We start from the raw sequence: 15460 nt of genomic DNA, 5'->3' as shown, positions 1-15460 counted from the left end.
GTGTGTTTTTTGATTTTTATTTTAAAGTTTTACGATAAACAATGACATAATAGCTGAAAGCTAACAGGCAAGCAAAACTTAAAAAGTAAAGCGGTAAGACCCAAATGGTGCCATTGTGAAAGTAACTAATCAAATAGGTAAAGAAACTAACAAACAAGTAATAGACAAAACTAAAAATCCCACTGGCAGTACCAATTACAGATTCATAGCCTTTTAAGGCCATACTTAAGGCATTGGGCAAAGTAATATTAATCCCTAAGAAAAAGAGAAAAATAAACAAAATAAGACCAATGATTGATTCAAATTGTGTCATTATTAATAAACAGCAAGCCGCAAAGATACTTAGCAGCAAACCAGCAAAGGCAATTTTTTCCGCTGACCAATATCCTAGCAACCAATTGATAAGAACTGCAGCAAGAATACTAGACACAGCTAAAACTAAACCAAGAAAGCCATATTGGACACTGCTAAAGCCAAAGTGATTGATGAAAATAAACGGAGCTTCTGCATAGTAGCTAAACAATAAACCATTAATGCCACCAATCAATAAGCCGTAGCACCAAACTTTCGAATCGAAGGAAAGGCGTTTCGCCACGGACCAAAAAGGCGCTTTCTTTAAGGTATTTCCTAAGTGAAAGGTTTCTGGTAAACGATAAAAACTATAGAAAAGTAATAGAACAGCCATGACAATTAAGGTGCTAAAGACATGCTGATAGCCAAAATAGGTTTGAACAAGTCCGCCGACTAAGGGTCCGATGGCAGGAGATAGCGATAGGGCAGCGCTTGTTTGAGCAAAAATTTTCCCTCTTTGAAGATCGTTAAAGCTTTCCCGCATCATCGATTGGGTAATAACAGAACCAACGCTTGCACCAAATGCTTGAATTAAACGGAAGAATAACAGCCAAGGAAATGTCGGACTCAAAAAAAGGCCAATATTTCCAATTAAATAGCATAAAATTCCTAATAACATAGCTGGGCGACGTCCAATCGTATCGGATAAAATTCCCCAGAATAAAACGCCAACGGCAAAGCCAACAAAATAAATACTCATGGTTAATTGTGCCACGCTATCGTGAATGTTAAAAGCAGAACTAAGCGCTGGTAAAATGGGTGTGAAAATCGACTCGCTGATTTGTGGAAATCCCACAAGCAAAATAATAATTAGTAATGATGGGACGGTGTTTCGGGTGTTTTTCATGATTTTTCTCCTTAAAAGTTTAATCTAATCAAAAACACCCATTGTCTTTTACAACCGCCAAATTTAAAATAAGTAAAATAATGTCACCAACTTTCCTTGAAATTTTTTATTATACAAAGTCTAAATGAAGAAGCGCTTCTTCTTGACTAAATTCATAAGTGTAGCGACCGGATAAACCGGCAAGCTCACCTGATGCTTGAAATAGTTCACCTGGGCAGTCTAAAAGACCCTGTGTAAACGTCCCTTTTTCGCAAGCAGTAAAGGTGCCTTTTTTTCCTAAATAAGTTCCTTCGAAATGTAGGAAACCGACCACTTGAGCCACAGCTTCAAGCCCATCTGCCATTGAAGAGCCTTGATAAGTCATTAAGTATTCCACAGAAGCTGTCCCAGATAAGGCGCCTGACAATTGATAAGTAGCGCTCGCTTGATTCACTGGGAAATTTTCATTAAGATTATCAATTGGTTGTTCTTGCCAACTAGATACAGTAAATGATGCTTGCTCCATTGCTGTCCCTTCTTTCTTATTAATAAGAATAGGGTAGCGGGAAGCGCACTATTTGTCAACAATCCACCACTTTAACTCTTCATTTTTTGAACAAAAGAATGTAACGCTAAGCGGTTGATGTGATAAGCAGTTCCTTGTTTTTGAATAAAGCCGCGCTCTCGAAATTGTTTGAAGGTATAAATAAGATGGCGATAACTAACCCCTAAGTATTCGGCAATCTCAGTATGTTTTTCTTTATAAACATCTTCGTGATTAGCGGCAACCAATAGCAATTCCGCTAGCCGATAACTTAGTTCATAGGTCTGATTCGTTGTAAAGTGGTCCACCCGTTGGAGCATTTTTTTCCCTAGATAATGGCTGAGTTGCTGCATAAAAAGTACCTTGTTTTTTAAAACAGTTTCTGCGTAAGCTAAAGGTACAGCCAAACAACAGGTTTCACCTAAGGCGATAACGTCCTTGGTTATCGTTTCCGCTTGAACTAATGTTAAATCGCCAATTAAATCACCTGTCGTTAAAAACTGAACAATGGATTGGCGGCCATTGCGTTCTGTTTTTAAAATTTTCGCTTTTCCTTTGATTAAATAAAAAAGATAATTGAATGGCTCTGCTTGGTGATGAATGAATTCTTGATTTTCAAAATCGATAATAAAACTGTGTTTTAAATCAGTTTCATTAAAAAAAGGCGTATTTTTAGCTAATTCTTGTTTCGGTGATCGTTGGTAGGCTGTTTTAAGCATTTTTTCTCCTTATAATAGGAGATATCTCCTATTTGTTTCTTCTATTGTAGCACATAATAGACGTATCAAGAGTAGAGGAGTTTTTATAATGTGGAAGAAAAAAATTGTGCTATCGTTTCTTTTTTATTTAATTAGTGCATTGGGCATCAGTTTGACAATTCAAGCAGGCATTGGAGTTAGTAGTTTTAATGCATTTAATGTGACCTTTGCAACACTTACTCATTTAAAAGTCGGAACTGTTACCACAGCTATCAATTTAGCTTTTTTAGGCACGTGTTGGTTGTTAGATCAGCAGCGTAAAATTCAGGACTATTTGATTATTTTGGTGGCGTTAATTGGCTTTGGTTTTGTCATTAATTTTTTCTTATATCAATTATTTGGTTCGCTTGTTTTTCAAAATTATTTGGTTAAAATTGTTCTATTTATTTTAGGGACAATCATAGCAGGAATCGGGACAGGACAGGTAGTTGCGCTAGGTGTTTTGCAATTTCCCATTGAAAAATTTTGTACACTTATTTCTGAAAGAACGCGCTATAGTTTTCAGTTTTATCGTTATTTAGTTGATATTTTTTGTGTCAGTTTAGCACTAGGATTGTCCATTAGTTATCATTTGCCGATTTTTGTTCGTGAGGGAACCGTGATTAGTCTTTTCTTACTTTCTTGGGTTATTAGTTGGTCGAGAAAGCGGGGACAACAACGTATTTTACGAATACAAATCAAGAAACTGGAATCCGAATGAAAGGATTTCAGTTTTTTTCAAATGAGCAGAACTTTTATTTGAAAAAAAGAGTGGAAAACGGTATACTAATTAAGTAATTATTCATAACATTGGTTCTCCAATCAATGTTAAATAGTTTTTTCATGAGGGAGTAACTGACAGTATTTATGCTGTGACAACATCACCAACTCCGAAAGCAATTTCTGGTGTTGTCTTAAACGGTGAGACTTATGTATGTTCGACGAAGTAGCATACACAAGTCTATTTTTTTTCATTTATTTTTGATGAAATGTAAAATAGTACTTGAAGGATGCTGCAAAAAATAGAGGAGGAAGAACATGTCAGAAGAAAAGAAAACACAATTGTCTGAAGCGTTTTACGCACAAGACGACACAGTTGTTTTGGAGAAAATGAACACAACAACTGATGGATTAAGTGCACAGGAGGCTCAAAAGCGTTTAGAAACGTACGGGGAAAATGTGCTAGATGAAGGGAAGAAAAAATCACTTGCCGTGAAATTCTTTGAGCAATTCAAAGATTTTATGATTATTGTTTTATTAGCGGCAGCGGTCATTTCAGCCGTCTTTTCCCATGATGTGGTAGACTCGATTATCATCTTAGTGGTTGTTATCTTGAACGCCATCTTTGGGGTCATCCAAGAAGCTAAAGCGGAACAAGCCATTGAAGCATTAAAAGAAATGTCTTCACCAAATGCGAATGTTCGCCGTGATGGACACGTCATTACTGTTAAAAGTGATGAATTAGTGCCAGGTGACATTGTTTTATTAGAAGCAGGGGATGTCGTTCCAGCCGATTTACGTTTATTGGAAGCGAATAGCTTAAAAATTGAAGAAGCAGCGTTAACCGGTGAATCTGTTCCAGTTGAAAAAGAAGTAACCATCTTAGAGGGAACCGATATTGGTATCGGTGACCGAATCAATATGGCTTATTCCAATAGTAATGTGACGTATGGACGTGGTCTTGGCGTTGTGGTTGGCACAGGAATGAATACAGAAGTCGGTAAAATTGCTGGCATGCTAGCAAGCGAACAAGAAACGGAAACGCCTTTAAAACAAAACTTAAACCAATTGGGTAAAATGTTAACAATTGCCATTTTAGTCATTGCAGCGGTGATGTTTGTGGTAGGAATGATGAATGGTCGTTCATGGATTGACATGTTATTAACGTCAATTTCGTTAGCTGTAGCGGCAATTCCAGAAGGATTACCAGCGATTGTCACGATTATTTTGGCTTTAGGTACCCAAAAAATGGCCAAGAAAAATGCGATTGTCCGTAAGTTACCAGCTGTTGAAACATTAGGAAGTACAGATATTATCTGTTCAGATAAAACAGGTACGTTAACCTTAAATCAAATGACCGTTGAAGCGTTGTATACAGATGGTCAAGTGTTATCTGCTTCCACAGAAATCCCTGCTGATAATATGGCTTTAAAAATCATGAACTTTACGAATGATACAAAAATCGCTCAAGATGGTTCATTAATTGGTGACCCAACAGAAACTGCCTTAGTACAATTTGGTTTAGATCATGCGTTTAACGTAACCGAAAAAGTAGCAGCTGAACCTCGTGTGGCAGAGATTCCTTTTGACTCTGATCGTAAATTAATGACTACTGTTCATGAATTAAAAACAGGTGGCTTCCTAGTTTCTGTCAAAGGTGCACCAGATGAATTATTGAAACGTTGTACGGAAATCTTATCAAATGGAGAAACAAGTCCATTAGATGAAACAAAACGTCAAGAAATTTTGAAAACCAACACCTCATTAGCGAAACAAGCCTTACGTGTTTTAGGAATGGCTTATAAATATGTTGAGACGATTCCAGCCGAAATGAGTTCTGAACTTGTGGAAAAAGATTTAACATTTGCTGGTTTAGTCGGTATGATTGACCCAGAAAGAAAAGAAGCTGCAGATGCTGTAAAAGTCGCGAAAGAAGCGGGTATTCGTCCAATTATGATTACGGGTGACCACCGTGATACAGCAGAAGCAATTGCGGCACGTTTAGGCATCATCAAAGAAGGCGAAGACGATGCAGTCATTACAGGCGCTGAATTAAATGAATTGTCAGATGAAAAATTCGCACAAGTCGTGGGACACTACTCTGTCTATGCTCGTGTTTCACCAGAACACAAGGTTCGGATTGTTAAAGCGTGGCAACAAGAAGGAAAAGTGGTTGCTATGACTGGTGATGGCGTAAATGATGCCCCAGCCTTAAAAGCTGCTGACATCGGGATTGGTATGGGAATTACCGGAACAGAAGTATCAAAAGGTGCTTCAGATATGGTACTTGCCGATGATAACTTTTCAACAATTATTGTAGCGGTAGAAGAAGGACGTAAAGTCTTCTCAAATATCCAAAAAACGATTCAATATTTACTTTCAGCTAACTTAGGGGAAGTATTAACCTTGTTTATTGCAACAATGCTCAATTGGGATACCTTGTTACCTGTTCACTTATTGTGGATTAACTTAGTAACGGATACTTTCCCAGCGATTGCGTTAGGTGTGGAACCAGCAGAACGTGATGTGATGAGCCATGAACCTCGTGGTAAAAAATCGAACTTCTTCTCTGGCGGCGTTTTAAGCAGTGTTGTTTATCAAGGGATTACGCAAGGGGCATTGACTTTGATTGTGTATAAAATGTCAATTATGTTCCCAGCACATACCGCAGCTAACACAAACTTATCGGCGCAAGCGTTGTATGATTTACAACACGGCGATGCTTTAACCATGGCCTTTGCTACTTTGGGATTAATTCAATTGTTCCATGCCTTTAATGTGAAGTCGATTTATCAATCAATTTTCAAAGTTGGCTTATTCCGCAACAAATCATTTAACTATGGGATTCTTGTTTCGTTCTTGCTATTAGCTGCAACGATTGTTATTCCAGGATTTAATGATTTATTCAGCGTTACACATTTAGATGCATATCAATGGGCAATTGTAGCAGGTACTTCTTTTGCTATCATCCCAATTGTGGAAATTGTGAAGTTCTTCCAACGTAAAGCAGGTAAAGGTGCTTAATAAATAAGAAAAGAAAATTGGCTGGTACTTAAACCAGTCAATTTTTCTTTATGTAAGGAGTGAAAGGGCTTGAAACGGAAAATTATTTTCGAAACACAACGACTTATTGTCAGAGAATGGCAGTCGGAAGATGAAGCGGAATTGAAAAAATTTTTGCAAGATGAAAATGTGATGTATGCCTATGAACACGCTTTTTCTGATGAAGAGGTTGCAAACTGGCTAAAGTGGAACTTACAGTCCTATCAAGAATACGGCTATGGCTTATGGGCGTTAGAGAAGACACGAACAGGCGAAGTCATCGGCGAGTGTGGTCTCACCAATCAATTAGTAAAAGGTAAGAGCTATCCAGAAATTGGTTATCATTTATGTGTGAAAGAATGGCACAAAGGGTATGCGATTGAAGCTGCCGCAGCGACAAAGCAATACGCATTCGATGTATTAAATTTTCCAGAAGTTATTTCAACGATTCGTGATACGAACTTAGCCTCTATGAATGTCGCTATTCGAAACCAGATGCTTGTTAGGGATCGATACATTAAAACATACCGTGGCAAAACGATGCCTCACTATGTTTTCTCTGTTAAAAATCAAAAGAATGAAGACTGAAAAAGTGCCACTTGTCAGATGGAATAGAAAAAGTGTAAAATGGAGTGAAAGAGAAAAGGGAAAAGAGGGATGGTTATGAGACCAAATTTAGGATTTTACGTTCAAACAATTAATGATATCGTTAAAACAACAGAAGACATTGGCGAAGTCATGAATCCATATTACGAAGAAGTTCGTCAAGCGATCGATAAGAATAAAGTGAATGATTTAACAGCCGAACGAATTGCAGAAATTCAAGCAAAATTTAAAGAAGGTACTGAAAAATATGAATTAATGCTCAAAAAAGTCGGAACATTAAAACCGACGCCACAAGTACTTGGCATTCACAAAAAATTTCAACATGCTTATACAGAATATGTAGCAGGATGCAATGAAATGATTTTAGCAACAGATCCAGAAACAGGTATTGATGCAGATTTATTTAATGCTTCAGAGGAAAAGCAGGATCAAGCAACGGATGAATTAACCTTTGCCATTACGCGGATGAGCAACATTCTTTTGAAAAAATAAAAAACTAATAAAAATAACTAACGAATTTAATATTTTTTTCATGTCTTTTTTATGGACAAAAGAGAAAGTGTATTGTATTATTAATTCATACCAACAACAACCTTTTTATTTTTCATTTTACTCTTATTGAGTAAATACTCCTTTTCCATCGGCAAAACTGCCGGTGGTTTTTTTTGTTATTTTTTTTATTTAATAATAAAACAACCTTTGATTTTATTAAAATCAAAGGTTGTTTTAGCTTGTTAATTTTCAACATTTCGCACATAATCATCAAAGTATTGAATTAACTCTTTCTTGATTTGTTGATAATCTGCTTCAGAATAGTTCTTTTCTTCTAGCGTACCATTAAAAAATGGCAAATTTAGTTCTTCTTTTAAACGTTCAATCACTTCTTCTTGCTTCATAAGGACCCCTTCTCAACGAATTGTTCTCTTCTATTATAGAACATTGTAGTCATCCGTCAATTGTTCAAAGGCAATTTTCATTTCCTCTAGACGTTCATTCAATTGATGGGTTTCATCTTCTTCATTGAAAAAATGTTGTTTTAATTCAAAATAAAAATTTTCGAAGGCTTGGAAAAAAGGCTCAGACTTGTTGTTTTCAAGAGCAGGAACACTTGTGTAGAGAACACGAGCGCTATGGTAGTAAGTGAAAACCTCGTTAATATTTAATAAAATACGCGCTTCTTCTGGGCGTGGTCGACTTGTAACTAAGTCATGTAAAGATAAACTTTTTGTATGGGTTTCAGATAAATAAAATAAAAATAGTTCCAATTGCTCTTTTGTTGCAGACATGAAAACTCCTCCTCAAACAGTAGTAACATTTATTATAAATGAAAATGAAAGTGCTTGAAAAGCAATGCGCTCAGCAAAAATAATTATTTTAAGGGAAAACTATAGTTGTTGCTTTAGCATTCTTTTTAATCATGATAAACTGAGAGAAGTATAATAGGTCCTGACAGAGGAGGAAACAAATGAAAATTGTGATTATTGGTGCATCATTCGCAGGTATTTCCGCAGCAATTGCTTCAAGGAAAAAATATCCCCAAGCAGAAATTTCTTTAATTGACAAGCAAGCAACAGTGGGGTATTTATCTGGTGGCTTAAGTGCGTATTTTAATCATACCATCAATGAATTACACGAAGCACGTTACATAACGGAAGAGGAATTACGTCGTCAAAAGATTCAGTTGCTTTTAAATAGAGAAGTCGTGGCAATGGATGTTGAGAACCAATTGATTGCTTGGGCACAAAAGGAAGAGCAACAGTGGTATTCTTATGATAAATTGATTTTAGCGACAGGTGCGAGCCAGTTTTCCACGCAAATTCGTGGTAGTCAAACAGAAAAACTACTCAAATATAAATTTTTATCAGGTGCTTTAGCGGCTGTTCCATTACTGGAAGAAAGCCACACAGTAGCCGTTATTGGTGCAGGACCCATTGGAATGGAAGCTATTGATTTTCTTATGAAAATGAAGAAAACGGTCCATGTCTTTGAAAGTTTAGAAAATCTATTGCCTAAATATTTTGATAAAGAAATGGTTGCAGAAGTTCAAAAATCTTTGGAAAAACAAGCAGTAATTTTCCATTTTGAAGAAACGGTCCTAGGAATTGAAGAAACAGCAAATGGTATTGTTCTTGAAACAAGCGAGCAGGAAATTTCTTGTGACAGTGGGATTTTTGCTTTAAACTTACATCCTCAATTAGCCTATTTGGATAAAAAAATTCAACGGAATCTGGATCAGACAATCGCGGTGGATTCTTATTTACAAACTTCAGTGCCGAATGTTTTTGCCATCGGAGATTGCATTTCAGTTATGAATGAACCAGTCGCGGAAACTTTTTATGCTCCGTTAGTGAACAATGCGGTACGAACTGGCTTAGTAGTCGCCAACAATTTAGAAGAAAAAACACACCGATTCATTGGCTCTTTGCGAACAATGGGAACAAAAGTGGGGGACTATTACCTTGCTAGTACAGGTCTAACCGAAACGGAAGGTTTATTTTTTCCGCAAACACTTGCTTCCGTAATTGTTAGACAGCCAGCGCCGCCTCTACAACACGGGACAGAAATTTTAGGCAAATTAATCTATGATAAAGTGACGCAACGGGTCCTTGGGGCACAGCTTTGTTCAAAAAACAATTGTTTAGAAAAAATAAATACGTTAGCATTAAGTATCCAAACAGGTCAGACACTGACAGACCTATTACAAAAAGATTATTTTTATCAACCTTCCTTAACCAATATTTATGATATTACAAATTTGATGGGTGCTTCGGCTTATTGGAGAGAGAACGATGAAAGTTGAGACGTTATTGGAAAAGAAAGCGATGCGACAATTATTAACGGTGCAACAAACCATCTTAGCAGGCGGTACCTGCTCAGTCTCTGATTTAACAGCATTTTTAGCGGTCACAAAAGCCTCCTTTGAAAAAGACTTAGAGGATTTACATTATTTTTTGGAACCTTTTGGACATGACTGTCAGCTTACTTATGATGGCCAGCAGCTATCAATCACCTTATCGGATTTTTTTTCGTTGAATCATTTAATTGAAGCATTTGTAAAAGAGTCTCTTAAATTTCAACTTTTAGATTATTTATATCGTAATAAAGAGTTTTCTATTGTTCAATTAACGACTAAATTTATGATTAGTGAGTCTTCTTTATTTCGAAAGATTAAGGAACTCAATCAATTGTTAGCCGCCTTTGATTTGCAAATAAAAAATGGACAACTACAGGGAGAAGAATTGCAGATTCGTTACTTTTACTTTCAGTTGTATTGGTATATTACTCCCTATGAAATACACCAGAAAAAAACGATGTCGCCGTTAAATAAACGGATAATTGAAGGGATTGAGACTGGCTTAGGTTTTACTTTTAATGAACATAATGCGTTAAAAGTTAGCCTTTGGTTGAGTATTACGAAAAAGCGCCTAGCGGTCACTTCAAAAAAATATCAACAATTGAGAAAGAAAATGATTGATTTTAAAGAAGATCCGTTATTTAAGCAAGTTCGACAATTGTTTTTCCGTTTTTCTAGTCGCTATTCATTAGAATTAGACGAAGGAGAAAGCATGATTCATTTTGTTTTTCTAATCACAATGTCGGTCTTACCAGAATCAGCTTTTGATGAATATTCCTTAATTCGGGGACGTCGTTCCGCTGTTTCTTTAGCTGATACGTTTATCTTGGAAAATGTGGTCTTGTATTATCGGCCCCATAAATTTGAACCTACTCTTGAGAAAACCATGGCTTACTATTTTTCACAAATTCATGGAAAACTGTATTTTTTTAAAGGAGAATTGGAAGTTTTTGATCGGGCCCATATCTGGGAAAAAGAACAGCAATTATCTAGTCGGGAATTAGCTTCTTTTTCAACAACGTTATTAGAAAAAGCTTTAGCTTGTTTTGATGAAACGTATCAACCAGGAGATAGTTTGCATGAACTTTCTCTGGTCAAATATTTAAGCGTGTTGGCATTAATTGAATTTAAAATGATTGGTGAAATAAAAATTGGAATTCATTTAGCAATGGATGCTCTTTATCAAGCGGCGTTAACACAAGTATTAATGCTTAGTCTTAAAAATATGAATGGCACGCTGGTGGAGAGGTATCAGCCTGAACAAACATATGATTTAATTGTGACCAATTATCAGCAAACGAGCTATCAAGGAACACCGGAAGTCTATGTTTTGTCAGAATTAAGTTCGACCTATGATGTGCAACAATTAAAAAAGAAAATACGTACCTTGCGGGAGAAATAAACAAAAGGTTGGTGTGACAGAAATTATCTGATCCTCGCACCAGCCTTTTTACAATTAAAAGTCGAAAATTAGGCTTTTTTAAACAAAAATGTTTCTTTTTATTGAAAAATTAGAGATAATAAAAGTATTATTGAAAGCGTTGTCTTTGTTGGTTTTAGTAGAAATCCTTTCAATTTTTTTAAAATAAAAAAAGTTTTTGACATGTTTAGTTATTCTTTTATTTGTAAGATAGGGACATAAAGAAAACGATTTCAAAAACGTTTAGGAGGAATTATCATGGCAGAAGAAAAATACATTATGGCGATTGATCAAGGAACGACTAGTTCTCGTGCAATTATTTTTGATAAAAAAGGAAACAAAATTGGTAGTTCACAAAAGGAATTTACTCAATATTTTCCTAATGCAGGCTGGGTGGAACATAATGCCAATGAAATTTGGAATTCTGTTCAATCCGTTATTGCAGGTTCTTTAATTGAGTCAGGAGTGAAACCTACAGATATTGCCGGAATTGGGATTACAAACCAACGGGAAACAACCGTTGTTTGGGACAAAGCAACTGGGTTACCCATTTATAACGCAATTGTTTGGCAATCACGCCAAACGACACCTATTGCTGATCAACTAAAAGAAGATGGCTACAGCGAAATGATTCATGAAAAAACTGGGTTAATCATTGATGCTTATTTCTCAGCAACGAAGGTTCGTTGGATCTTAGATCACGTAGAAGGTGCGCAAGAACGTGCAGAAAATGGAGAATTGATGTTTGGGACAATTGACACTTGGCTCGTTTGGAAATTAACGGGAGATACTCATGTCACTGATTATTCAAATGCAAGTCGGACGATGTTGTTTAATATCCATGATTTAGATTGGGATCAAGAAATTTTGGATCTTTTAAATATCCCACGAGTGATGTTACCGAAAGTCGTTTCGAACTCTGAAGTGTATGGACTAACAAAAAATTACCATTTTTACGGAAGTGAAGTTCCTATCGCTGGGATGGCTGGTGACCAACAAGCCGCCTTATTTGGTCAAATGGCCTTTGAACCTGGGATGGTTAAAAATACCTATGGAACAGGCTCATTTATTGTCATGAACACTGGCGAAGAACCTCAACTTTCTAAAAATAATCTGCTTACCACTATTGGCTATGGTATTAACGGCAAAGTATATTATGCCTTGGAAGGAAGTATCTTCGTGGCTGGTTCAGCGATTCAATGGTTACGAGATGGCTTAAAAATGTTGCAAACGGCTGCTGAATCTGAAGCAGTAGCCAAAGCGTCAACAGGGCACAATGAAGTTTATGTGGTTCCGGCATTCACTGGTTTGGGCGCACCATATTGGGATTCACAAGCGCGTGGGGCTGTCTTTGGATTGACACGTGGTACCACGAGAGAAGATTTTGTCAAAGCGACACTTCAAGCAGTTGCGTATCAAGTTCGTGACATTATTGACACGATGAAAGAAGATACAGGCATAGATATTCCCGTCTTAAAAGTAGACGGTGGAGCAGCAAACAATGATTTCTTGATGCAATTCCAAGCAGATATTTTAAACACTGCTGTTCAAAGAGCCCATAACTTAGAAACAACGGCCTTGGGCGCAGCTTTCTTGGCGGGCTTAGCGGTTGGCTTCTGGAAAGACTTAGAAGAAATCAAAGCATTCCAAGAAGAAGGACAACAATTTGAACCAATTATGGCGGAAGAAGAACGAGACGATTTATATGAAGGTTGGCAACAAGCAGTAGCAGCTACCCAACAATTTAAACGTAAAAATAAGTAAATGGAAAAGGGGAATTTTCTATGACTTTCTCAATAGAAACACGCCGACAATCAATCGACGCTTTAAAAACACAACACTTAGATGTCTTAATTATTGGTGGTGGCATTACTGGCGCAGGCGTTGCTCTGCAAGCCAGTGCCGCTAAAATGAAGACAGGGTTAATTGAAATGCAGGATTTCGCAGAGGGCACCTCTTCACGATCAACCAAATTAGTTCATGGTGGTATCCGCTATTTGAAAACGTTTGACGTGGAGGTGGTAGCAGATACAGTGAAAGAACGAGCCGTCGTTCAATCCATTGCGCCACACATCCCTAAAGCGGATCCCATGTTATTGCCAATTTATGATGAGCCAAATGCAACATTTAATCTATTTTCTGTCAAAATAGCAATGGATTTATATGATCAGTTAGCTGATGTAACAGGTACCAAGTACGCCAACTATTTGTTAACAAAAGAAGAGGTTTTGGCACGTGAGCCACAACTAAAAAGTGAAGGTTTACAAGGTGGCGGTGTTTATTTAGATTACCGAAATAATGATGCTCGTTTAGTTATTGAAAATATTAAACAAGCAGTAGCTGACGGGGCACATGCTGTGAGTCGGGTTCAAGCGGTGGGCTTTTTATACAATGATGAAGGTAAAATTACTGGCATTCAAGCAAAGGACCTACTAACTGACGAAAAGTTTGAGATTCACGCAGATGTTGTGATTAATACTACTGGTCCTTGGTCAGATAAATTAAGAGGCTTAAACAAAAATGATTCATTTACACCACAAATGCGTCCAACCAAAGGGGTTCATTTAGTTGTCGACAAAAGCCGTTTAAATGTTCCTCAACCAACGTATTTTGATACAGGTAAACAAGATGGCCGCATGGTCTTTGTTGTTCCAAGAGAAGAAAAAACATATTTTGGGACGACGGATACAGATTACCATGGAGACTTTCAACATCCAACAGTAGAACAAAGTGATGTGGATTACCTATTGGAAGTAGTAAATAATCGTTATCCAGAGGTGCAATTAACAATTGATGATATCGAAGCCAGCTGGGCTGGCTTACGACCTTTAATTTCTGCTAACGGTGGCTCAGATTATAACGGCGGAAACAATGGCAAACTTTCAGATAAAAGTATTGATGAAGTCATTGATGTCGTTGACAGATACCAAAAAAATCAAACAGATAAACGAGAAATTGAAGAAGTCCTAAACCATCTAGAAGACAGTTTGGTGGAAAATAAAGTCAATCCTTCAGCTGTCTCTCGAGGCAGCTCATTGGAAAGATCAGCGGATGGCTTGCTCACTTTGGCTGGTGGGAAATTAACAGATTATCGTAAAATGGCAGAAGGTGCGATGAAAATGATTCAAACCATCTTAGCAGAAGAATACCAGAAAGAATTCACCTTAATTGATTCTAAAAACTATCCAGTTTCAGGCGGGAAATTGAACCCTGCAACGGTAGACGAAGAATTAGAAGCGTTGGCAAAACATGGCGTGTCTAAAGGGTTAAGTGAAAAGGATGCACTATACTTAGCTCATTTATATGGCTCCAACGTACCAACTGTTTTTGAAATGATTGATGATGCCAAAGTAATTCCTGGTTTAACCTTAACAGAAACTGTCTCTTTAAACTATGCGATGGAAGAAGAAATGGCTTTAACACCCGTCGACTTTTTATTGCGACGGACCAACCACTTATTATTTATGCGTGATCGTTTGGACCAAGTGAAAGCGGGAGTCATTGAAGAAATGGCACAGCATTATCAGTGGACAGCGGAAGAAAGAGCACGACACATTGAAACATTAGAAAAAGTAATTGAAGAATCAGATTTAAAAAATTTGAAAGTAGGGTGAAGAAAAAATGGGAACTTCGATGATGACACAATTATTCGGTGAATTTTTCGGAACGGTGATTTTAGTTTTACTAGGGGATGGCGTCTGTGCCGCAGTTAACTTGAAGAAAAGTAAAGCCTTTGCTTCTGGTTGGGTCGTTATTGCTTTAGGTTGGGGCGCTGCTGTTACATTAGCTGTTTACATGTCTGGGTATATGAGTCCAGCGCATTTAAATCCTGCTGTAACAGTTGCGATGGCAATTACTGGAAACTTTGAATGGGGCATGGTTTTACCTTATATCGTAGCTCAAGTCCTAGGCGGTTTTATTGGTGGTTTAGTTGTCTGGTTAGCTTATTTACCCCATTGGAACATTACAGAAGACAAAGGTGCTATTTTAGGAACCTTCGCCACTGGTCCAGCTGTCCGTAACTATCCAGCCAATGTTTTAACAGAAATTATCGGCACATTTGTCTTGGTTTTTGGCTTACTAGCCTTTTCTCAAAACGACTTAGCGGCTGGCATTAACCCAATGCTTGTTGGGATTTTGGTCTTAGGACTAGGTCTATCATTAGGCGGACCTACAGGTTATGCAATTAACCCTGCACGTGATTTAGGACCTCGTTTAGCGCACCAAATTATTCCTGTGAAAACAAAAGGTGATTCTGATTGGGCTTATTCTTGGGTGCCAATTGTGGGACCTATCTTAGGTGCTTCATTAGCTGCAGTAATTTATTTATTCACTATTTAATAAAATGAAATGTAAATAG

At 37.2% G+C, this 15460-nt stretch carries 14 protein-coding genes; 9 read left to right on the top strand and 5 right to left on the bottom strand.

Going from position 1 to position 15460, the window contains the following annotated elements; translation table 11 throughout:
* Nucleotides 1–16: 16 nt before the first annotated feature.
* The 3 genes from IGJ41_RS08490 to IGJ41_RS08480 form a co-directional block, all read right to left on the bottom strand.
* Nucleotides 17–1198 (bottom strand): multidrug effflux MFS transporter, encoded by a 1182-nt coding sequence (locus IGJ41_RS08490; protein WP_104855793.1) that lies wholly within the window; start codon nt 1196–1198, stop codon nt 17–19.
* 109 nt (nt 1199–1307) lie between these two features.
* On the bottom strand, nt 1308–1703 hold the full coding sequence (locus IGJ41_RS08485; protein ID WP_002362038.1) for a DUF3224 domain-containing protein: 396 nt from the start codon (nt 1701–1703) through the stop codon (nt 1308–1310).
* A gap of 71 nt (nt 1704–1774) precedes the next feature.
* Nucleotides 1775–2440 (bottom strand): cyclic nucleotide-binding domain-containing protein, encoded by a 666-nt coding sequence (locus IGJ41_RS08480; RefSeq protein WP_002381758.1) that lies wholly within the window; start codon nt 2438–2440, stop codon nt 1775–1777.
* Between the two features lie 88 nt (nt 2441–2528).
* Between IGJ41_RS08480 and IGJ41_RS08475 the strand changes: the two genes are divergently transcribed.
* From IGJ41_RS08475 to IGJ41_RS08460, 4 genes are all read left to right on the top strand, one after another.
* Complete coding sequence (locus IGJ41_RS08475) at nt 2529–3179, top strand: YczE/YyaS/YitT family protein (RefSeq protein WP_002364152.1); 651 nt, start codon at nt 2529–2531, stop codon at nt 3177–3179.
* A gap of 317 nt (nt 3180–3496) precedes the next feature.
* Entirely contained in the window at nt 3497–6202 is a 2706-nt protein-coding gene (locus tag IGJ41_RS08470; protein ID WP_078127046.1) for a cation-translocating P-type ATPase, read from the top strand.
* 69 nt (nt 6203–6271) lie between these two features.
* Nucleotides 6272–6808: a GNAT family N-acetyltransferase gene (locus IGJ41_RS08465; RefSeq protein ID WP_010827534.1), complete on the top strand. Its 537-nt coding sequence runs from the start codon at nt 6272–6274 to the stop codon at nt 6806–6808.
* A 69-nt stretch (nt 6809–6877) separates the two neighbouring features.
* Nucleotides 6878–7318 carry a hypothetical protein gene (locus tag IGJ41_RS08460; protein WP_002385841.1) on the top strand — a complete coding sequence of 147 codons (441 nt, stop codon included), beginning with the start codon at nt 6878–6880 and terminating at the stop codon, nt 7316–7318.
* Between the two features lie 242 nt (nt 7319–7560).
* On the opposite strand, the gene IGJ41_RS08455 is transcribed toward IGJ41_RS08460, so the two are convergent.
* Complete coding sequence (locus tag IGJ41_RS08455) at nt 7561–7722, bottom strand: hypothetical protein (protein WP_002357133.1); 162 nt, start codon at nt 7720–7722, stop codon at nt 7561–7563.
* Between the two features lie 33 nt (nt 7723–7755).
* Nucleotides 7756–8112, bottom strand: a complete 357-nt coding sequence (locus tag IGJ41_RS08450; RefSeq protein ID WP_002365807.1) for a hypothetical protein — start codon at nt 8110–8112, stop codon at nt 7756–7758.
* Between the two features lie 179 nt (nt 8113–8291).
* Between IGJ41_RS08450 and IGJ41_RS08445 the strand changes: the two genes are divergently transcribed.
* From IGJ41_RS08445 to IGJ41_RS08425, 5 genes are all read left to right on the top strand, one after another.
* Nucleotides 8292–9626: an FAD-dependent oxidoreductase gene (locus IGJ41_RS08445; protein WP_078127045.1), complete on the top strand. Its 1335-nt coding sequence runs from the start codon at nt 8292–8294 to the stop codon at nt 9624–9626.
* Nucleotides 9616–11082: a helix-turn-helix domain-containing protein gene (locus IGJ41_RS08440; RefSeq protein WP_173963789.1), complete on the top strand. Its 1467-nt coding sequence runs from the start codon at nt 9616–9618 to the stop codon at nt 11080–11082. Before IGJ41_RS08445 ends, IGJ41_RS08440 begins: the two co-directional genes overlap by 11 nt.
* Before the next feature lie 276 nt (nt 11083–11358).
* A complete protein-coding gene (glpK, locus tag IGJ41_RS08435; protein WP_078127043.1) occupies nt 11359–12864 on the top strand; it encodes a glycerol kinase GlpK in 1506 nt (501 codons plus the stop codon).
* Between the two features lie 20 nt (nt 12865–12884).
* A complete protein-coding gene (glpO, locus tag IGJ41_RS08430) occupies nt 12885–14714 on the top strand; it encodes a type 1 glycerol-3-phosphate oxidase (protein ID WP_173963788.1) in 1830 nt (609 codons plus the stop codon).
* Between the two features lie 7 nt (nt 14715–14721).
* Nucleotides 14722–15441 (top strand): MIP/aquaporin family protein, encoded by a 720-nt coding sequence (locus IGJ41_RS08425; RefSeq protein ID WP_162783024.1) that lies wholly within the window; start codon nt 14722–14724, stop codon nt 15439–15441.
* The last annotated feature ends 19 nt before the right edge of the window (nt 15442–15460 follow it).

Origin of the sequence: Enterococcus sp. DIV1537a (assembly GCF_051712085.1) — a bacterium.
Taxonomy (GTDB): domain Bacteria; phylum Bacillota; class Bacilli; order Lactobacillales; family Enterococcaceae; genus Enterococcus; species Enterococcus faecalis.
This window is presented reverse-complemented; position numbering and strand designations above follow the sequence as displayed.

What these genes read in the sequence shown, in the direction of transcription:
- IGJ41_RS08490 (WP_104855793.1), bottom strand. Translation starts at nt 1,198, where the DNA reads ATGAAAAACACCCGAAACACCGTCCCATCATTACTAATTATTATTTTG.
- IGJ41_RS08485 (WP_002362038.1), bottom strand. Translation starts at nt 1,703, where the DNA reads ATGGAGCAAGCATCATTTACTGTATCTAGTTGGCAAGAACAACCAATT.
- IGJ41_RS08480 (WP_002381758.1), bottom strand. Translation starts at nt 2,440, where the DNA reads ATGCTTAAAACAGCCTACCAACGATCACCGAAACAAGAATTAGCTAAA.
- IGJ41_RS08475 (WP_002364152.1), top strand. Translation starts at nt 2,529, where the DNA reads ATGTGGAAGAAAAAAATTGTGCTATCGTTTCTTTTTTATTTAATTAGT.
- IGJ41_RS08470 (WP_078127046.1), top strand. Translation starts at nt 3,497, where the DNA reads ATGTCAGAAGAAAAGAAAACACAATTGTCTGAAGCGTTTTACGCACAA.
- IGJ41_RS08460 (WP_002385841.1), top strand. Translation starts at nt 6,878, where the DNA reads ATGGTTATGAGACCAAATTTAGGATTTTACGTTCAAACAATTAATGAT.
- IGJ41_RS08455 (WP_002357133.1), bottom strand. Translation starts at nt 7,722, where the DNA reads ATGAAGCAAGAAGAAGTGATTGAACGTTTAAAAGAAGAACTAAATTTG.
- IGJ41_RS08450 (WP_002365807.1), bottom strand. Translation starts at nt 8,112, where the DNA reads ATGTCTGCAACAAAAGAGCAATTGGAACTATTTTTATTTTATTTATCT.
- IGJ41_RS08445 (WP_078127045.1), top strand. Translation starts at nt 8,292, where the DNA reads ATGAAAATTGTGATTATTGGTGCATCATTCGCAGGTATTTCCGCAGCA.
- IGJ41_RS08440 (WP_173963789.1), top strand. Translation starts at nt 9,616, where the DNA reads ATGAAAGTTGAGACGTTATTGGAAAAGAAAGCGATGCGACAATTATTA.
- glpK (WP_078127043.1), top strand. Translation starts at nt 11,359, where the DNA reads ATGGCAGAAGAAAAATACATTATGGCGATTGATCAAGGAACGACTAGT.
- glpO (WP_173963788.1), top strand. Translation starts at nt 12,885, where the DNA reads ATGACTTTCTCAATAGAAACACGCCGACAATCAATCGACGCTTTAAAA.
- IGJ41_RS08425 (WP_162783024.1), top strand. Translation starts at nt 14,722, where the DNA reads ATGGGAACTTCGATGATGACACAATTATTCGGTGAATTTTTCGGAACG.